Origin of the sequence: Allobrachymonas wangyanguii (genome assembly GCF_045055315.1) — a bacterium.
GTDB lineage: Bacteria > Pseudomonadota > Gammaproteobacteria > Burkholderiales > Burkholderiaceae_C > Brachymonas > Brachymonas wangyanguii.
This window is the reverse complement of record NZ_CP173677.1, coordinates 439,404-458,009: the sequence shown is the minus strand read 5'-3', so window position 1 is coordinate 458,009 and position 18,606 is coordinate 439,404. Positions and strand designations below refer to the sequence as shown.

19 protein-coding genes and 1 tRNA gene are annotated in these 18,606 nt (G+C 63.7%); 11 read left to right on the top strand and 9 right to left on the bottom strand.

Annotated features, from left to right (window positions below; translation table 11 throughout):
• Positions 1-7: 7 nt before the first annotated feature.
• Positions 8-436 carry an Hsp20/alpha crystallin family protein gene (locus ACI3EV_RS02155; protein ID WP_018715425.1) on the top strand — a complete coding sequence of 143 codons (429 nt, stop codon included), beginning with the start codon at positions 8-10 and terminating at the stop codon, positions 434-436.
• Between the two features lie 61 nt (positions 437-497).
• Here ACI3EV_RS02155 and pgi read toward each other — a convergent pair whose 3' ends face one another.
• Positions 498-2,141 (bottom strand): glucose-6-phosphate isomerase, encoded by a 1,644-nt coding sequence (gene pgi, locus ACI3EV_RS02150; RefSeq protein ID WP_337691679.1) that lies wholly within the window; start codon positions 2,139-2,141, stop codon positions 498-500.
• The gene (tal, locus tag ACI3EV_RS02145) at positions 2,138-3,091 is read right to left on the bottom strand and encodes a transaldolase (RefSeq protein ID WP_018715427.1); all 954 of its coding nucleotides are present in this window, start codon (positions 3,089-3,091) and stop codon (positions 2,138-2,140) included. Before tal ends, pgi begins: the two co-directional genes overlap by 4 nt.
• Before the next feature lie 59 nt (positions 3,092-3,150).
• Here tal and ACI3EV_RS02140 point away from each other — a divergent pair, with 59 nt between their 5' ends.
• Entirely contained in the window at positions 3,151-3,630 is a 480-nt protein-coding gene (locus tag ACI3EV_RS02140) for a hypothetical protein (protein ID WP_337691684.1), read from the top strand.
• 10 nt (positions 3,631-3,640) lie between these two features.
• Here ACI3EV_RS02140 and ACI3EV_RS02135 read toward each other — a convergent pair whose 3' ends face one another.
• Positions 3,641-3,880 (bottom strand): hypothetical protein, encoded by a 240-nt coding sequence (locus ACI3EV_RS02135; RefSeq protein ID WP_018715429.1) that lies wholly within the window; start codon positions 3,878-3,880, stop codon positions 3,641-3,643.
• A gap of 159 nt (positions 3,881-4,039) precedes the next feature.
• Here ACI3EV_RS02135 and ACI3EV_RS02130 point away from each other — a divergent pair, with 159 nt between their 5' ends.
• From ACI3EV_RS02130 to ACI3EV_RS02120, 3 genes are read left to right on the top strand one after another with little or no spacing between them, the layout of a single operon-like run.
• Positions 4,040-5,857: an alpha/beta fold hydrolase gene (locus ACI3EV_RS02130; protein ID WP_337691687.1), complete on the top strand. Its 1,818-nt coding sequence runs from the start codon at positions 4,040-4,042 to the stop codon at positions 5,855-5,857.
• A gap of 9 nt (positions 5,858-5,866) precedes the next feature.
• Positions 5,867-7,351: a bifunctional enoyl-CoA hydratase/phosphate acetyltransferase gene (locus ACI3EV_RS02125; RefSeq protein WP_337691689.1), complete on the top strand. Its 1,485-nt coding sequence runs from the start codon at positions 5,867-5,869 to the stop codon at positions 7,349-7,351.
• Positions 7,352-7,361: 10 nt separating this feature from the next.
• The gene (locus ACI3EV_RS02120; RefSeq protein WP_337691691.1) at positions 7,362-8,552 is read left to right on the top strand and encodes an acetate/propionate family kinase; all 1,191 of its coding nucleotides are present in this window, start codon (positions 7,362-7,364) and stop codon (positions 8,550-8,552) included.
• A gap of 80 nt (positions 8,553-8,632) precedes the next feature.
• On the opposite strand, the gene ACI3EV_RS02115 is transcribed toward ACI3EV_RS02120, so the two are convergent.
• Together ACI3EV_RS02115 and ACI3EV_RS02110 are read right to left on the bottom strand one after the other, a co-directional pair.
• A complete protein-coding gene (locus ACI3EV_RS02115; protein ID WP_337691692.1) occupies positions 8,633-8,983 on the bottom strand; it encodes a DUF5368 domain-containing protein in 351 nt (116 codons plus the stop codon).
• 18 nt (positions 8,984-9,001) lie between these two features.
• The gene (locus ACI3EV_RS02110) at positions 9,002-10,366 is read right to left on the bottom strand and encodes an FAD/NAD(P)-binding oxidoreductase (RefSeq protein ID WP_329771922.1); all 1,365 of its coding nucleotides are present in this window, start codon (positions 10,364-10,366) and stop codon (positions 9,002-9,004) included.
• Between the two features lie 239 nt (positions 10,367-10,605).
• On the opposite strand from ACI3EV_RS02110, the gene ACI3EV_RS02105 reads away from it, so the two are divergent.
• Complete coding sequence (locus tag ACI3EV_RS02105; RefSeq protein ID WP_329771923.1) at positions 10,606-11,298, top strand: MOSC domain-containing protein; 693 nt, start codon at positions 10,606-10,608, stop codon at positions 11,296-11,298.
• Between the two features lie 178 nt (positions 11,299-11,476).
• Here the strand turns inward: ACI3EV_RS02105 and ACI3EV_RS02100 are convergent, their stop codons facing one another.
• Positions 11,477-12,706: an IS3 family transposase gene (locus tag ACI3EV_RS02100; RefSeq protein WP_405198019.1), complete on the bottom strand. Its 1,230-nt coding sequence runs from the start codon at positions 12,704-12,706 to the stop codon at positions 11,477-11,479.
• Positions 12,707-12,871: 165 nt separating this feature from the next.
• Here ACI3EV_RS02100 and ACI3EV_RS02095 point away from each other — a divergent pair, with 165 nt between their 5' ends.
• The 5 genes from ACI3EV_RS02095 (at position 12,872) to ACI3EV_RS02075 (ending at position 14,994) form a co-directional block, all read left to right on the top strand.
• Positions 12,872-13,387, top strand: coding sequence for a VRR-NUC domain-containing protein (locus tag ACI3EV_RS02095; RefSeq protein ID WP_329771950.1), 516 nt, complete (start codon positions 12,872-12,874; stop codon positions 13,385-13,387).
• A complete protein-coding gene (locus tag ACI3EV_RS02090; RefSeq protein WP_329771951.1) occupies positions 13,384-13,608 on the top strand; it encodes a hypothetical protein in 225 nt (74 codons plus the stop codon). Before ACI3EV_RS02095 ends, ACI3EV_RS02090 begins: the two co-directional genes overlap by 4 nt.
• Positions 13,609-13,704: 96 nt before the next feature.
• On the top strand, positions 13,705-14,445 hold the full coding sequence (locus tag ACI3EV_RS02085) for a hypothetical protein (RefSeq protein WP_337692079.1): 741 nt from the start codon (positions 13,705-13,707) through the stop codon (positions 14,443-14,445).
• A 79-nt stretch (positions 14,446-14,524) separates the two neighbouring features.
• Positions 14,525-14,791, top strand: a complete 267-nt coding sequence (locus ACI3EV_RS02080; protein ID WP_329771954.1) for a hypothetical protein — start codon at positions 14,525-14,527, stop codon at positions 14,789-14,791.
• The gene (locus ACI3EV_RS02075; protein WP_329771956.1) at positions 14,785-14,994 is read left to right on the top strand and encodes a hypothetical protein; all 210 of its coding nucleotides are present in this window, start codon (positions 14,785-14,787) and stop codon (positions 14,992-14,994) included. The genes ACI3EV_RS02080 and ACI3EV_RS02075 overlap by 7 nt, the downstream gene beginning before the upstream one ends.
• A gap of 180 nt (positions 14,995-15,174) precedes the next feature.
• Here ACI3EV_RS02075 and ACI3EV_RS02070 read toward each other — a convergent pair.
• The 3 genes from ACI3EV_RS02070 to ACI3EV_RS02060 form a co-directional block, all read right to left on the bottom strand.
• Positions 15,175-15,250, bottom strand: a tRNA-Phe gene (locus tag ACI3EV_RS02070).
• A gap of 71 nt (positions 15,251-15,321) precedes the next feature.
• Complete coding sequence (locus ACI3EV_RS02065) at positions 15,322-16,059, bottom strand: response regulator (RefSeq protein WP_337692078.1); 738 nt, start codon at positions 16,057-16,059, stop codon at positions 15,322-15,324.
• Positions 16,060-16,139: 80 nt separating this feature from the next.
• Entirely contained in the window at positions 16,140-18,581 is a 2,442-nt protein-coding gene (locus ACI3EV_RS02060; protein ID WP_329771958.1) for an ATP-binding protein, read from the bottom strand.
• Between the last annotated feature and the right edge of the window lie 25 nt (positions 18,582-18,606).

The window sequence follows — 18,606 nt, the reverse complement described above, 5'->3', positions numbered from 1 at the left end:
GCATCGCATGACTTCCCCCCTGACCCGTGGCAGCCTGCTGGACGAATTCTTCAAGGAAGTCGCCCCGGGCTTTTTCATCAAACCGCTGCATGGCGATCCGGTACCCGGCGCATCGCAAATCCGGATCGACGTGTCGGAAAACGACCAGGCCTTTACCGTGCGCGCCGAGATTCCCGGTGTCAACAAGCAGGACATCCATGTCTCGGTCGAGGGCAGCATTGTCACGCTGAGTGCAGAAATCCGCCAGCACGATGCCGAGCGCGAAGGCGAGAAGCTGCTGCGCAGCGAGCGCTATTACGGCTCGGTCTCGCGCAGCTTCCAGTTGCCGGCCGAGGTCGACGAGGCGCAATCGAAAGCCCGCTATGAAAATGGCATCCTGCTGCTGGACCTGCCGAAAAAGGTCAGCAACAGCCCGCAACGGCTGACGGTCGAGTAAGCGGCCACGGCAAGCGCTGCCGACCAGCCCCATCGCCCTGCGTGATGGGGCTTTGTCGTGCTCAGCGCAGGCGGCGCAACAGGTCGGCGGTGGACGGATCCAGCCGGTCCAGATCGCCACTGGCAAAGCGCGGCACGATGTCACGCGCCAACCGCTTGCCCAGTTCCACGCCAAACTGGTCGAAACTGTTGATGCCCCAGACGGCCCCGCAGACAAACACACGGTGCTCGTGCAGCGCCAGCAGCGCGCCCAGCGTACGCGGATCGAGTCGGTCCAGCAGATAGAAGCTGCTGGGACGGTTGCCCGGACAGTCGCGCTGCACATCGTTGCTGCTGCTGCCCTGCATCAGTGCCTGGGCCTGCGCCAGCGCATTCGCCAGCAGCAGCGTGTGGTGACCGTCCAGCGCATGCGCCGGCTCGCGCACCGCCAGAAATTCCACCGGCAACATGTGCGGCCCCTGGTGCAGCAGCTGGAAAAAGGCATGCTGTCCGTTCGATCCCGGCTCGCCCCAGACGGTGGGGGCCGTGAAATACTCCAGCCGTTCGCCATTGCGCGTCACGCCCTTGCCATTGCTCTCCATCTCCAGCTGCTGGATATAGGCCGGCAGGCGCTGCAATCCGCTGTGGTACGGCGCCATGCAGCGCGCCGAGTGCCCCAGAAAGCTGCAGTTCCAGACCACCAGCAAGCCCATCTTGAGCGGCAGGTTGTCGCGCGGGGCGGCATGCAGGAAATGCTGGTCCACCTCGTGTGCGCCATCGAGAAAGGCCCGGAAACCCGCGGCCCCGATGGCAATCGCCAGCGGCAGGCCAATCGCCGACCAGACCGAATAGCGGCCGCCCACCCAGTCCCAGAAACCGAACGTGGTCTCGATGCCGAGCGCCGCCGCTGCCTCCAGGTTGGTGGTAATGCCGACAAAGTGATCGCGTACCGCCAGCTGCCCGCCCGACTGCTGGCGGAACCAGTCCAGCGCGGTGCGCGCATTGGCCATGGTTTCCAGCGTGGTAAAGGTCTTGCTGGCGATGATGAACAAGGTGTTCTGCGGCCGCAGCTGGCGCAGCACGCGGTCCAGCTCATGGCCATCGACATTGCTGACAAAATGGAAGCGCCGTCCCGGCTGGCAGCAGGGCTCCAGTGCCTCCACCGCCATGCGCGGGCCCAGATCCGAGCCGCCAATGCCGATATGCACCACATCGGTGATGTGCGCCTTGGCGCGTACCAGCTCGGCGTAGTCCAGGAAGGCAGTACGCACGGCATCGACCTGCTGCCAGCTGGCCTGCAGATGGGCTGGCACGCTGGCCGCATCCGGGCTGCGCAGCAGCCAGTGCATCACGGCACGCTGCTCGGTGCTGTTGATCGGCTCGCCGTGGAACATGGCGTCCCGCAGCGCCAGCACCTGGCGCTGTTCGGCCAGCTGCATCAGCAGCCGCACCACGCGGCGATCGGCATGCACTTTGGAAGCATCGACATGCAGCAGCCGGCTGCCGTCACGCGCATGCAGCGTCTGGCTGAAGGTCTGCAACCGTTCCGGATCCCGGGCAAAGGCCTGACGCAGGTCGAACGCCCCCAGCGCCACGGCGGCCTCCCAGCCGTGCAGGCGGTTGACCGGGAAACGCTGCGATTCGGCCAGCAAGTCCTGCCAGGCCGGTGCCAGATTGGCCAGGCCGCAGGCGCTGCCCCAGCCGACCGGGGAACCGGATACGCTCATGCAGCCAGCATCAGCTGTTCCAGCTTGACCGCATCGGCGGCAAAGGCGCGGATGCCCTCGGCCAGCTTTTCGGTCGCCATGGCATCTTCGTTGAGCGCGTAGCGGAAGCCGGCTTCATCGTAATGCACGGCCACCATCGGGTGCTGCTGCGCCATGTGCACGGACAACTCGGGCGTCATGCCGGCGGGCGCTTCGGCCGCGGCCAGCTGCGCCAGCAGATCCGGGCTGATGGTCAGCAGGTCACAGCCGGACAGGGCCATGATCTGGCCGGTGTTGCGGAAGCTGGCACCCATGATTTCGGTACTGATGCCATGCAGCTTGAAGTACTGGTAGATGCGGCGTACCGACTCCACGCCGGGATCGTTGACGCCGGCCATGGCCTGCTCGTCCCAGCTGGCACCGGCCTGCTTCTTGTACCAGTCATAAATGCGGCCGACAAACGGGGAAATCAGCTGCACGCCGGCATTGCCGCAGGCCACCGCCTGGCAGAAGGCGAACAGCAGCGTCAGGTTGGTGCGGATGCCTTGCGCCTCGAGCTGGCGTGCGGCCTCGATACCCTCCCAGGTGGCGGCAATCTTGATCAGCACGCGCTCGGGCACGACGCCCTGCTGGCGGTACAGGCCCATGATGCGTTCGGCACGCGCCACGGTGGCCGCCGTGTCAAACGACAGACGCGCATCGACCTCGGTGGAAACGCGGCCCGGAATGTGCCTGAGGATTTCGCAGCCAAAGCGCACCAGCAGCTGGTCCATGGTGAAACCCAGGTCGTCCTTGCCATAGTCGGCCACGGCAGCCGCCAGCAGCGGGGCATAGTCGGGCTTTTGCACGGCCTTCAGGATCAGCGAGGGATTGGTGGTGGCATCTTGCGGCTGGAATTGCGCCAGTTGCATGAAGTCGCCGGTGTCGGCAACCACGGTAGTGGATTGTTTGAGTGCTTCGAGCTGATTCATGAAGCCGATTATGATGGATTTCAGTGCATTTACAATGACATGACAACCCTGCCCACGCCATGCGCCGCTACCTGATTTGCTCCCTGCTGCTGACCGCCCTGCCCGTATTGGCAGCCCCTGCCCTGCCTGCTGCCACGGCAGCCAGCGCTGCCGCCTCCGCTCCGGCCGAGGTCGCGGTCTGCGTGCATCCCGGCCCCTATGGCCAGCAGCACATGCTGGGCGAATGGTTCATCACGCTCCACCCGGCTGCCGCAGAGCTATCGCCAGCACTGCCGCTGCAACTGGCCGCCCATCCCGAATACGCCGGCAGCCTGCGCGGCACGCTGCTGCGCAACAGACAGCAGGTACTGGTGGCCGGCGAAATGCGCGATGGCCGCATCGGCATGGAAGAATCGGTAGATGGTACGCGCACCAGCGGCCTCTGGCGCGGTGATGTGGTGCCGGGCAGCTGCGGCGAACTGATCGAGGGCGACTGGCTGGACCTGACGCAGCCGACCGAAACCTGGGTGCCATTCCTGATGCAGCGCGCCAACCGCTGAGCGCAGCAGCTCAGATCGCGTCCGGGTTCTCGGCCACGCTTGGGCGCAGCTCATCCAGCAGTTGCTGGAAAGCCGCACGCACCTGCGCCTCGCTGCAGCCCAGCAGCAGCGCATCGTCCATGGCGTCCTGCAGCAGTTCGCGCAGTTCGCTGTAGTTTTCGTTCAGCACCTTGACCTTTTCAAAGCAGGACACGACGCTGCCATCCGGCTTGCGCCAGGTGATGGAAGGGGGGGAATCGGAAGCATGCATCGCGCGATTCTAGCGCCGCTGCATTTTCCGGTGGAAGCGTGCCTATTTTGTCGCATTGCACCATTTTTTCACCCTCACTTTCAACGTACTGTAACTTCAGACTGTTAGGATAGGTCATACCCCATTTGACATCATGATTTCATACTTTTGAAACACACCATGCGCGATCCCAACACTCCACTCCCGCCCCAGGCCGGCCCGCTGGGCATCACCGAAGATGCCGCCAACCAGCTGGACCAGAAAGCCATTGCCGCCATCGCCCAGATGACCGGTGGCCAGTCCCCCACGCTCAACACCATGGCCCTGATGGACTGGGTCGCCCATCTCTCGGCCTCTCCCGGCAAGCAGTTGCTGCTGCTGCAGAAGGCCGTCGAAAACCTGCAGCAGCTGCAGCGCCTGGCCGCCGAAAGCACGGTCAACCAGGTGCAGAACAGCGTGCAGCAGGCAGCCCAGGGCACGCGCCTGACGGCCATGACGCCACCGGCCGCCCTGCCCACCCCGATCACCGATCGCCGCTTCTCCGACCCGGCCTGGCAACAGTGGCCGTTCAACGTGATGCAGCAGTCCTTCCTGATGCAGGAAGCCTGGTGGGATGACGCCACCTCCGGCGTGCGCGGCGTGGATCCGCACCATGCCGACTGGGTGTCGTTCACGGCACGCCAGTGGCTGGGCATGATGGCCCCGTCCAACTTCGCCCTGACCAACCCGGTGGTCCTCAAGCGCACCATCGAGGAAAACGGTGCCAACCTGACGCGTGGCGTGCGCTATGCGCTGGAAGACATGCAGCGCAAGATGCGCCACGAGCAGCCGCCGATCAGCGACGAGTTCGTGGTCGGCCGTGACGTGGCCACGGCCAAGGGCAAGGTGGTGCTGCGCACCCACCTGATGGAGCTGATCCAGTACAGCCCCACCACCAAGGAAGTGCACCCCGAGCCGGTGCTGATCGTGCCGGCCTGGATCATGAAGTACTACATCCTGGATCTCTCCCCCGAGAACTCCATGATCCAGTACCTGGTCAACCAGGGCCACACCGTGTTTGCCATTTCCTGGAAGAACCCGGGCAAGGCCGAGCACAACATGGGCATGGAAGACTATCTGAATGAAGGCTTCTTCGCCGCCATGGACGCCATCAGCGCCATCGTGCCGGACCAGAAGGTGCACGCCACCGGCTACTGCCTGGGCGGTACCCTGCTGTCCATCGGTGCCGCCACCATGGCACGTGACAAGGACGAGCGCCTGGCCTCGATGACGCTGTTCGCGGCCCAGACCGATTTCTCCGAGCCGGGCGAACTGGCACTGTTCATTGACGAAAGCCAGCTCAACCTGCTGCAGGCGCAGATGGCCGAGCGCGGCTTCCTGGACTCCAGCCAGATGGCTGGCGCCTTCACCTGGCTGCGCTCCTACGACCTGCTGTGGCAGCGCATGGTGCAGGAATACCTGCTGGGCGAGCGCTCGCGCGGCATGGACCTGATGGCCTGGAACGCCGACTCCACCCGCATGCCGGCGCGCATGCACACCGAGTACCTGAGCCAGATGTTCCTGCACAACGACCTGGCCCGCGGCCGCTACCTGGTAGGTGGCCATCCGGTGGTGCTGAACGACCTGAAGATCCCGGTCTACGCCGTCGGCACCGAGTCCGACCACGTGGCACCCTGGAAGTCGGTCTACAAGATCCACCTGCTGACCGATACCGAAGTCACCTTCGTGCTGACCAAGGGCGGCCACAACGCCGGCATTGTGAGCGAGCCGGGCCGCCCGCGCCGCCACTACCGCATTGGCACGCGCCCGGCCTATGGCGGCTACAAGACGGCCGACAGCTGGGTGCAGGATGCCGAATTGCACCAGGGCTCCTGGTGGGAAAACTGGCACGCCTGGCTGGACAAGAACTCCGGTGCCCAGCAGGCCACGCCCGCCATGGGCTCCAAGGATTACCCCGCGCTGGAAGATGCTCCCGGCCTTTACGTCATGGAACGCTGAGATATACATATGACCGATACCCTGAACACCACCACCCCCGACAGCAACGTGCCGGACAACGCCCGCGCCCCAATCCAGCTGGTCGCCGAAGCCAACCCGCAAGGCAAGGTGCGCAACTACACCTTCGAGGAACTGCAGATCGGCGACAGCGCCACGCTGACGCACACCGTGACGCGCCAGGACGTGGAACTGTTTGCCGTGGCCTCCGGCGACTACAACCCGCAGCACCTGGACGACGAGTTCGCCTCGCGCAGCCTGTTCAAGAGCGTGATCGCGCACGGCATGTACGGCGGCTCGCTGATTTCCGCCCTGCTCGGCACGCGTTTCCCCGGCTCCGGCACCATCTACCTGAGCCAGTCGCTGCGCTTTACCGCACCGGTGCGCATCGGTGACACCATCACCGTGAAGCTGACCGTCAGCGCACGCAACGAAGAGAAGAAGTGGATCACACTGGAATCGGTCTGTACCAACCAGAAGGGCAAGACCGTGATCGCCGGCGAAGCCACGGTGATGCCGCCGGCCGAATCGGCCGAGATGCTGCCGCATCCGCTGCCCGAAGTACGCATGTTCAAGGCACAGAACGGCCCCGAGCGCCTGCTGGCCGAAGCGCAGCAGCGTGGCCGCATCAAGATGGCCGTGGTGCACCCCTGCGACCCGATCAGCCTGGAAGCGGCCCTCAAGGCGCGTGACCTGGGCCTGATCGAGCCGCTGCTGATCGCTCCGCGCGCCAAGCTCGAAGCCGTGGCTGCCGAAGCCGGCCTGAGCCTGGAAGGCGTGCATATCGAGGATGTGCCGCACAGCCACGCCGCAGCCATCACGGCCACCCAGCTGGCACGCGCCGGCATGGTCGAGGCGCTGATGAAGGGCAGCCTGCACACCGACGAACTGATGTCTGCCGTGGTCGACCGCGAGCACGGCCTGCGCACCAAGCGCCGCATCAGCCACTGCTTCCTGCTGGAAGCCCCGGCCTACCCGCGTCCGTTCATCATTACCGACGCTGCTGTCAACATCCAGCCGTCGCTGGCGGTCAAGGCCGACATCGTGCAGAACGCGATCAACCTGGCGCACGTGATTGGCGTGGAGCAGCCCAAGGTCGCCTTGCTGGCCGCGGTAGAAACCGTCAACGCCGAGATGGAAGCCACGCTGCATGCCGCCGCCCTGTGCAAGATGGCCGATCGCGGCCAGATCACCGGTGGCGTACTGGACGGCCCGCTGGCCTTCGACAACGCCGTGTCTGCCGAAGCTGCGCGCATCAAGGGCATCAGCTCGCCGGTCGCCGGTGAAGCCGACATCCTGGTGGTGCCGGATCTGGAAAGCGGCAACATGCTGGCCAAGCAACTGGAATACCTGGCGGGCGCCCACATGGCCGGCATCGTCGTCGGTGCCAAGCTGCCGGTCGTGCTGACCAGCCGTGCCGACAGCGAAGATGCCCGCATCTCCTCCGCGGCCCTGGCCGTGCTGCTGGCGCACCAGTACCGCCTGACGCCTCCCTGAGATGCCCGGCATGAATCATCTGGTCCTGGTCCTCAACTGCGGTTCCTCCAGCATCAAGTTCGCGCTCTACGACAGCACCGCCGAAGGCGTGCCGCGCCAGAAGATCTGGGGCGGCAAGGTCAACGGCATCACCAGTGGCAAGGCCACTTTTGATGCCAGCGACTGCGCCCGCATGCCACTGCCGCTGAGCGCCGACAAGCCCTACAACGACGCGCTGGAGTACATCCACCAGCAGGTGCTGCTGAAGCAGGGTGATCGCCGCATTTCTGCCGTGGTGCACCGCGTGGTGCATGGCGGCAGCAAGTACTTCGAGCCCACCGTGCTGACGCCGGAGATCGTCGCCGACCTGCACAGCTACATCCCGCTGGCGCCGCTGCACCAGCCGTTTGCGCTGGAAGCGATCACCGCCCTGCTCGAGCTGTACCCGCGCATGCCGCAGGTGGCCTGCTTCGATACCGGCTTCCACCACACGCTGCCAATGGTCGAGAAGATGCTGCCGCTCAACTGGGCAGCCTGGGAACGCGGCCTGTGCCGTTACGGCTTCCACGGCCTGTCCTATGACTACATGAGCCGCGCCCTGCCCGAACGCCATGGCGATCTGGCACGCAAGAACGTGGTCGTGGCGCATATCGGCAGCGGTGCCAGCCTGTGCGCAATGCAGAACCTGCAGAGCGTGGCCACCACGCTGGGTTTCTCGGCGCTGGATGGCCTGATGATGGGTTCGCGCTGCGGCGCGCTGGATCCCGGTGCGGTGATCTACCTGATGGAGATCGAGAAGCTGTCGCTGGAACAGGTCGGCCACATGCTGTACCACGAGTCCGGCCTGCGTGGCATTTCCGGCGTGTCCGACGACACCCAGGTGCTGCTGCCGCTGGAAGACAGCAACCCGCAGGTGCGCGTTGCGCTGCAGCTCTACGTGCGCCGCATGGCCAAGGAGATTGCCGCCATGGCCACGGCCATGCAAGGCATCGACATGCTGGTGTTTACCGCCGGCGTGGGCGAGAACAACGCGGTGATCCGCGAGCGTGTCTGCGCCGAACTGGGCTGGCTGGGCGCGCGTCTGGACGCCGACGCCAACCAGCAGAACGCCGCCATCATCTCGGCCCCGGACAGCGCCTTCACCATTGCCATCGAAGCAACGAATGAGGAATGGGTCGCGGCCCAGCACGCCTGGGAACTGATCGGACTCGGCTGGCGCTAAGCCCGCTTCTGAGCGATGAAAAAAATGGCCATCCGCGCAAGCAGATGGCCATTCTTGTTGGTGGCTGGTAGCGGCTGCGATCAGCCCTTGACGCGTGGCTTGGACCAGCCGACCGCGGTGTAGACCAGGATGGCGGCGCCGATAAAGCCCAGACCGAACACCAGCGCAATCAGGAACCAGTCGGCCGGGCCACCGGCATCGGTAAAGCCCGATGACGACACCATCACCATCAGCACCAGTGCCAGGATGCCGCCCAGAATGCCGGCCGCCTGTGAGCTCACCATGCGCCGGGCGGCAATGCCGCCCTCTTTCATCAGCAGGGCAAAGAAGGCGATCGTGCCGCCGACGATGATGGCAAGCAGGATCCACAGCAGCGGACCCATCATTTCCTGGAACACCGCCAGCAGGATCAGGGGGTCAAGATCTTTCATGGTATGTAACTCCTTGGCTTAAGCGCGTCCGCGCAGCATGCTGATATAGGTAGGCTTGAGCGCCATGGTTTTCATGACCCAGCTGATCCACAGTTCTTCCAGCGGCGCGATCACGCCAGGGAAGGAGGGCACCAGATTGTTCTCGTAGTCGAACTCGACCAGCATCGCCTGGCCCAGGCGCGTGATCAGCGGGCAGGAGGTGTAACCGCTGTAGAGCGAGTCCGATTCCTTGCCGGCTATCTCGGCGACCAGATGGTCAACCGCCACCGGCACCTGCCACTTGACGCTGGCTGCGGTCTTGCCCTTGGGCACACCGGCAATGTCGCCCACGCCAAACACATTGCGATAGCGCACGTGACGCAGCGTGCCCCGCTCCACTTCCATCCAGCCCTCGGACACCCACGGTCCTTCCTTCCAGGACAGCGGGCTGTTGCGGACGGCATCGGGCGCGCGCATCGGCGGGATCACGTGCAGGAAGTCGTAGTTTTCTTCCACCGTACCGCCATCCGGCGTGTTGAAGGTGGCGATGCGGCGACCCGGATCAATGCGCTTGAGCACGCGCTCGTAGTTGACCTTGATGCCCCGCTCCCTGAACAGCATGCGCACCTTCTCGGACACGATCGGCACACTGAACAGGCTCTTGTTGTTGGAGTTGTAGACGACCTCGGACTTGCTGCGCGTGCCCTTGCGCGTCAGGTGGTCTTCACTCAGGAAGGTGTACTTGAGCGGCGCGCCGGCGCACTTCATCTCGGTGGCCGGTCGCAAGAACACGCCACGGCCGCCCTTGTCGGTGAACTCGGACAGTGCCTTCCAGGTGGCAGCCGCACCATCGGGGCCGTTGTAGATGCTGCCAATGCCTTCCTTGCCGATCAGGGCCGTATCCATGCCCTCGATCTCCTGGTAGTTCAGGCGCATGCCGGTGGCCACGATCAGGTAGTCGTAGGGAATCGCCTGGCCGGCATCGGTCACGACCTTGTTGCCATCGGGATCGATCTCGGCCACGCTGGCCTGGATCCATTCCACGCCTGACGGCACGTATTCGCCCGTGGTGCTGACCACATAGTCGCGCGGCTTGATGCCGGCACCGACCAGCGTGAAGCCGGGTTGGTAATAGTGTTCCTTGCGTGCATCGATCATGATGATCCTGGCGCCCTCCAGCGCGGCGGACAGGCGCGATGCGGCGGTCAGCCCGGCAGCACCACCGCCGGCAATGACGATGCGCGCCTGCGTCTTGATCTTGCCTTGCGCCTGCGCCACGGCAGGTGCCAGGCCAGCCGCCGTGGCGGCAGCAGCGCCCAGCATCAGCGCACGACGGCGACTGAGCTGCAGCTCGGAAGCAGCGTCGCTGTTGGGTGGCGACTTCTTGGAATCGTGTAACGGCATGGAGGTCCCTTCAAGGAGGTGTCCACTCTTTTCACCATCTACCCGCCACTTTGATGGAAGATGGCGACAGTTGGGGCAACTTATGAACACAAGATATAAATATATTATTTTCCATTATATACAATCATGTATCGATATATTTTCTTGTAAACCCTTAGACGCGGCGTGACAAGCGCAAAAAATGCCCATCTCGGGAAGGGGATGCCTATCATAGGGGACCACTAGCTGCCCCTACTCCCATGTCCAAGCACACTCTCCTGGGCCAGGTCCGCGCCGTGCTGACCGGCACCATCCGTCCGCTGGGTGACCGCCAGGTTCCCAGCGCCATCGACAAGCAGCCGCGTTACGGCCCGCAGCAGGTGCGCCTCCTCGGCCTGACTGGCGACGAACAGGCGGATCGCCGGGTGCACGGCGGCATCGACAAGGCGGTGCACTGCTACGCCTGGAGCCATTACGCCTGGTGGCGGGAGCGCTATCCGCAACAACCGCTGTTTGGGCAGCCCGGTGCCTTTGGCGAGAATCTCAGCCTGGACGGCATGACCGAAGACGATGTCTGCATCGGCGATATCCTGCAGATCGGCAGCGCCAGCTTTGCCGTGAGCCAGGGCCGCCAGCCCTGCTTCAAGCTGAACCTGCGTTTTGGCATACCGGATATGGCAATGCAGGTCCAGGACAGCCTGCGCGCCGGCTGGTATCTGCGCGTGCTGCAGGAAGGGTCGCTGCAGGCGGGCGATAGCGTGTATCTGCTGGAGCGCAACTGGCCGGACTATTCCGTGGCGCGACTGCTGGCGCTGATCCGCGACCGGGAAACACAGCCCAAGGTGCTGGAGCCACTGCTGCAGCTGCCCTTGCCGGAGAGCTGGCGCAAGCTGTTTGCGCGGCGGCTGGAGGTGGCTGAGGTGGAGGATTGGGGGCGGCGGATGCGGGGGTGATGCTGCGGAGCCTTGCCCGACATATTGCCATTGACCGAGCCTGCTGCGGAGTAGCTATCCAGGCACCACTCAGGAAGTGGCACTGGCCCAAACCTCCTGAGCGTCAAAAGCGGCAAGCTTGCCACTGGAGTTGGAGTTGGAGTTGACCCACTTCGGTGGACGGGTACTGGTTTGATACTCAAACCGTTTCGGGTGTTGTCTCGGCATGCACATGGGCATCCTCGACAACATCAAACAGGGCTTCGTTGCTCCTTTCAAAGTTCAGGGGTGCGAGGTAGCCCAGGCCACTGTGGCGGCGCCGGGGGTTGTACCAGCCTTCAATCCAGGTGAAGACCGCCATGCGGGCCTGCGCCTTGCTCTGGAAGGTGCTGCGCTCGATGAGTTCGCCCTCTAGGCTGGCAAAGAAGCTCTCGGCCATTGCGTTGTCGTACGCATCGCCCACGGTCCCCATCGAAGGTCGCACCTGCATCTGCCGGCAGCGCTCGCCAAAGGCCAGGCTGGTGTACTGGCTGCCTTGGTCCGAGTGGTGGATGACGCTCTTGGGTTTGCGCTGCTCAAGGGCCATGTTCAAGGCCTCGAGAACAAGGTCTGCGGTCATGCGTTCTCCCATGGCCCAGCCCACCACACGTCGGCTCCAGACATCGATGACCACGGCCAAATAGAGAAACCCCATCCACGTTGGCACGTAGGTCATGTCCGCCACCCACAGCTGGTTCGGGCCAGTGGCGCGGAAACGCCGGTTGACCAGGTCACCAGCTGGGGCCTGACGTTTGTCGCGACGGGTGGTGACGGTGAAGCCTCGGCGCTTGCTGATGCCGTGGATACCGGCTTGCCGCATGAGCCGGGCCACGCGCTGGCGGCTGATGCTCACACCTTGCTCGATGAGCTCGGCCCGCACCCGGGGCATTCCGTAGGACTCGTAGGAGTCCTGGTGAATCTGGCGGATGCGCTCGGTCATCACCGCGTTGGCGATGCTGCGCTGGGATGGAGCACGCTCTCGCCAGGCATAGAAGCCGCTGGCGGAGACACCGAGCAGCACGCGGCACATGGCGCGCACAGGAAGGTCGGCCTGGTTCGCCATCACGAGTCCGAAGACTTCGTGGATGGATGTCGCATCGCTGCGACCGGCGAACCAGGCCGTAGCCTTTGCCAGGATGTCGCGCTCCATCTGGACCTGACGCAACTGGCGGCGCAGCCGCACCAATTCTTCTCGCTCGGCGGTGGTCAGGCCTTCTTTGCCAGGTAAGGGCTTGCCCTCGTCGATGGCGGCCTGACCGACCCAGTTGGTGATGGACTGGGCAGTGACACCGAACTCACGCGAGAGCTGTGTGGGTGAGCGGCCGGCTCGAACCAGCTCGACCATCTGCCGACGGAATTCCGCCGGGTACGGCGGTCGTACTTTGGACATCTGCGACTCCTTGAACACAAAGAATGATGTGTCCACGGAACCGGGTCAACTCCACACAGCCTGCCGCCGTTCGCAAGAAAGCCGTAATCGAGCACTTCACCGGACGGTATGACAAGTCCGCGATTTACCGCGAGCTTAAGAAGCTGGTAACTGCTGGCGTGGTGCATGAAGCTGCCGGAATGGTGGCTGTGCATGTGGGGGTGCGAAATGGTGCGAACTGATGCCAAACACCTATCCGCACCCAAGGCAGAAAAGGTGCAGATGAGTGCAACACCCTATAGGGTTGCACCTATCAGCACCTGCCCGGCACCTGACACTGACTTGCTGGGGGATGAGATACAGAAACCCCGCACGAACAGCCGCCCTGAAGCCGCCGCACTGCTGGAGGTGCTGAAGGCACTTAGCGCACATCCTGCTGTGGCATGGGCCGAACGGATGAACAGCGGAGCCGCCAAGGTACAGGGCAGGTTTATCCGCTTCGGCTGGGCGGGGTGCCCTGATGTACTGGGGCAGATGAGGGATGGCCGTTTGCTGGGGGTGGAGGTGAAAGCACCCACCGGACGCCTACGCCCTGAACAAGCCCTATTTCTTGAGCGCATCCGCGCTGCCGGTGGCGTGGCCTTTGTTGCACGCAACTGCCGCGATGTGCTGCGCGAACTTCAAGCATGGGGCGAGCAATGACATTTGACGAACTGCAAGCCATCCATAAGCGCATCCGCGCCGTGATTGCCGCTGGTGACGAACTGGCAATTGATGGCATCCCCCACCAGAACCGCAAAGCCCGCGCCGCCTTTATGGCGCTGCTCCAAGCCATGGGAATTATTGAGGACTTGCACCGCGCACTGACAAAGGAGCGCATGGGGCAGGTATTGGCCGAATGTGACGAATCCACGATTCACTGACGGTGACGACGCTGCAACCGCAGCCGATGCGGGAAACCGCACCAAGCCAGCCGAGGGCTACCACTCGGCAAATCCAGATTACAAGGAATCCGAATCATGAGCGTCAAAACTATCCCCACCGCCCGCATTGCCGACATCACCAAATTCATGGTGAAAGCTTCTGGCCTTTCCAATACGACTTCACAACGTGCGCAGCGTGCACTGGCGCTGATTGATGGCGAGCGCGTTAGCTCCATCACTGGAATCATGCAGGCGCACGGCCAGCGAATCGACGCCATCCATGCCGACAGGGAACTGTCCAGCGAAGGCAAGGCGGCCCGAGGCCGTACTGCCGCTGCAAGCGTTTTCGGTAATGTTGCGAGCGTGGCCCGCGAGATTGCTGCACTGGATGCAGAGTACAGGGCCGAGATGCAGAAGGCCATTGTCATTCCTGAGGCAAGCGTCAACGACACGCTGATTGACCTGGCGCTGGCAGCGAGTGTAAAGGCAGCGAATCCCACCCCTACCGCGTTGACGATGGCGAGCGAGCGCACCCGCCAAGCACTGGCCCGCATCCCTGTTGAGTTATCCGGGCTGACACCAGAAGTACAGGCCCGCGTGGTGGGCAGTCTGATTAGCCCGGCTGACGCCGTGCGCTTCGGTGAAGAAGCCGAAGCCATCGACACTGCCCGCCAAGTCGCACAAGCTGCCATAGACGAATTGCAGCCCATCGCGCAGTGGACACCTGCCGAGATGGTGAAACACGTAGGCCACGATACCGGCTACCGCCTGCCTGGTGTCGTACAGTCCCTTGCCGACAAGCTGGCCGCAAATCAGGCCGCAGACGCTACCGAATAAGACAGCCGCAGTGTGGGCTTACAGTGTGCCTAAAAACGCGCTGTAGGCCTGTTTAATGGCTTTGAAAGGACAATAGAAAATGGCTATAGACCGCATAAACACTGAATGCAAGGCTGCACCCCCCAGGTTGCGCCTGAAACTGCAAACAATTGATGACGTACGGGCAGAGATGGCACGCCTTTACCGCGAGGGCAAGGCAGGCACCCGCGATGTGGCCGAAGTGTCCAAGCTGGCTAACGTGCTGGCCCTGCTGGGGCGCATGATTGAGGGCAGCGACATTGAAAAGCGGCTGGCAGAGCTTGAGCAGCAGGCCGAAACCCAGGCCGCGAGGGCGAAGAAATGGTGAAGCACCTACGCCAGCGCCTGCGCGATGTGGGCAAGGTGCTGGACGCCAGCGCCACAGAACAATTGCCAATCCCCATTGTGTTCGACTGGAACCCGGAGCAACGCGAACAGGTGCTGACCGAGTACCGCGACAAATGGGGATGCGAGCCGCCCAAGGTTATCGTCATCGAGCGCGTGAGCGCCCGCAAGCAGCGCGATGACTAACCCCCAACGCCGCACATCCACAGCCCGCCTTGCGGGCTTTTTTGTGGCCGCTCAAAAATGCAAAAACCCTGCACTGCTGGCTACATGGTGGCTACATGAAGCAAAAACACCACTTTCAGGCAAAGAAAAAGCGCCCAGGCCTTTCGAGCCTAAGCGCTTGAATTTGCACCACTTTTGAAGTGGTGGCTCGGGGCGGAATCGAACCACCGACACGCGGATTTTCAATCCGCTGCTCTACCAACTGAGCTACCGAGCCTTTGAAGCTGCTAAGTATAACGGGTTTTTGGCATTTTTTGCAAGTCCTGCAAAAAATTTGTCATCCAGGCCTCAACCGGCTGCCTGCTTCTTCTCGCGTGCAATGTCCACGCCCAGCTGCTTGAGCTTGCGGTACAGGTGGGTGCGCTCCAGGCCGGTCTTCTCGGCGACGCGGGTCATGGAGCCATTTTCGCGCTGCAGGTGGTAGATGAAGTAGCAGCGCTCGAACTCGTCGCGCGCGTCACGCAGCGGCTTGTCCAGGTCGAAGCTCTGGAAACTGTTCTGCACGGCCATGCCGGTCGGTGCCGCAGCGACCGGCTGGTAGGCTGGCGCGACCATGGCAGGCGCACCCACTGCCGGCACGGCGCTATCGGCGGCAGCCATCACCGGCGCCGGTGCAGCAGCCATGGGCGGCGGCGCACTGACCGTCTCGGCCGGACGACCGCCATCCCGGGCCAGCCCCAGCTGCACTGCCTTGAGCAGCTTCTGCATGGTGATCGGCTTTTCCAGGAAGGCCTGGGCACCGATGCGCGTGGCCTCGACTGCGGTATCGATGGTGGCGTGGCCACTCATCATGATCACCGGCATGGTCAGCAGCCCCTGGCCGGACCATTCCTTGAGCAGGGTCACGCCGTCGGTATCGGGCATCCAGATGTCGAGCAGCACCAGATCGTAGTTGCTCTGCTGGCGTGCCTGACGCGCCTCGGCGGCATTCTCCGCCAGGTCCACCGCGTGCCCTTCGTCGTTCAGGATCTCGGAAAGCAGTTCCCGTATGCCGTGTTCATCGTCCACGACCAGAATCTTTGCCATCTTTGTACTTCCTCACCCGGGGAATCCGGAATGTGTTGCGACAATGATACAGGCATTGTGCCACAAGCACACCGCCTCCGTCAGGCTGATGCAGCAGCCGGCGATTCCACCTGTTCCGGCAGCGGCGGAAACAGCAGGCTAACCTGCGCACCGCTGATATCGCCCACCGGTTCACGGTTGCCGACCTTGAGCCGCGCGCCATGTTCGTCGGCAATCTTCTTCACCACAGCCAGCCCCAGGCCGGTGCCCTTGGACTTGGTCGTGACATACGGTTCAAACGCACGCACCAGGATATGCTCGGGGAAACCGCCGCCCTCGTCCTTGATCGACAGCCGCACGCGGCGCGTCATCGGGCGCCACTGCGTCTGCAGCAGCACCGGCCGATGCACCAGGCCGGCGTGCTCGTGAGCATCCTGCGCGTTCTGCACCAGGTTGTGGATCACCTGGCGCAGCTGCTGGGCGTCAGCCATCACCGGCTGGCATTCCGGATCCAGCTCCATCACCACCGGCACGGACTGGGCAGTTTCCGTGGCCTCGTACATCTGCACCACATCGGTCACCAGCGCATTCAGGTCGGTCCGCGCCAGCTCGGCCGTGGGCAGGCGGGCATAGTCGCGGAACTCGTTCACCAGTCGCTTCATGGCATCCACCTGCTCGACGATGGTGCGCACCGACTTGGCCAGGATCGCCTGCTGCTGTTCCGGCAGGCTGTCCATCAGCTTGATTTCCATGCGCTCGGCTGACAGCTGGATCGGCGTCAGCGGGTTCTTGATCTCGTGCGCCAGCCGGCGCGCCACCTCGCCCCAGGCCTGCGCGCGCTGCGCCGAGATGATCGCCGAGATGTCCTCGAACACCAGCAGGCGTGCGCCCTGCAGTTCCGGCACCGGCAGCTTCACGCCCCGCAGCATCAGCGTGGTATTGTCCTGCTGCAGCCCGGCATGCGATCCCGGGTTCAGCTCCACGGTCTGCTGCCAGTACTCGGAGGTGGTCTTGCTGCGGAAGCGCTCTTCCAGCAGCTCCTCGTCCTGTTCCGGCGCCGTCTCTTCTTGCGGCGGCAGGGGCTCCTCGCCCTCCTGCATCAGTTCGAACTGGCTGGCCACCGCCAGCGCCAGCTGCTCCAACCCGGCAAAACCAGCCAGTTCGTGGCCAATCAGGTCCGATTCCGTGACCTGCAGAATGCGCTCCGCCGCCGGGTTGACCGACAGCACATGGCCTTCGCCATCCAGCACCATCACGCCACTGCTCAAGTTGTCCAGGATCGTCTGCAGCTCGGCGCGCGAGGCATCGAGTTCGGCCACGCTGCTGGTCAGCGCCTGCTGCGCATCGGCCAGCTGCTGCGTCATCATCGAGAACGAACGCGTCAGGCCGCCCAGCTCGTCATCCACCTCATAGACCTGCTTCGGACTCAGGTCGCCCTGCGCCACCTGCTTCACGCCCTCGGCCAGCATCAGCAAGGGCCGCGCCAGCTGGGTCGCCAGCACCGCCGCCAGCAGCACGGCCCCAAACACCGCCAGGATCAGCGTCAGCGTCAGCGTGCCAATGAACATGCGCGTCATGCCGCTGCGTGCCAGCGCGCGCTCCTGGTATTCGCGGTTGGCATCCTGCACCATCAGCGCGTTCTGCAGCAGCTCCTGCGGCAGCGGCTGCACCACCTGCAGGATCCAGGCCTGCTCCAGCAGGCCAAAGCCGCTGGAACGCACCATGGTGTAAGCGACGATGCGGGCATGGCGGCTGAGCTGCTGCTGCAGTTTCTGCTCGGTCTGCGCGTCGGCGATATCGGCATCGGTCGATGCCTCCAGGCCTTCGATACTGGCCAGTACCGGCTTCTGCTGCAGCTCGGCAAGCAGTTCGGGCGAAGGCGCAATCGCACTTGCCGTGAACAGCGCACCACCGGCACTGGCAATGCGTTCGCCACTCTGCGACCACAGCATCATGTGCTCGGCATTCTGCTGCTGGCGCAGACGTTCCAGCTCCAGGTTCAGGTTGAACACCGGCGTGTGCTCCAGCTGCTGGCCGGCGGCCTGGGTCTTGATCGCTGCATCGTGCGTCATGGTGTCGAGCACGTTGCGGCCCAGGTTCAGGCCAGCCCCGAGCGCGGTTTCCACCTTCACGTCAAACCAGCTCTCGATCGAGCTGGTGACGAACTGGTAGGACACCAGGTAGATCAGCGCCCCCGGCACACTGGCCACCAGCACAAAGGCCGCGGCCAGTTTCAGCAGCAACTTGCTGCCGAAACGGCCGCGCCGGTAGCGCGACCAGACGCGCCAGCCCATCCACAGGATGATGGCAAACAGGAATACCGCCAGTACCAGGTTGACGACCAGCAGGCGCTCGAAGTGGGGTTCGTAGAGGGCGCTGTTGCCGGTCGCCTGTGCCAGCAGGAACATCATCACCAGCACGATCGACAGGATCAGCAGCAGGATCACCGGCACCGCCCAGCGCAGCGTCGCGCCGCTGGTCTTCCAGTAGCGGTCAAAGGACTTCAGCAAGCCCTGGCGTGGTGGGGAAGCCGGTCGGGACATGGTGCGCTGCCGCCTGACGGAACGC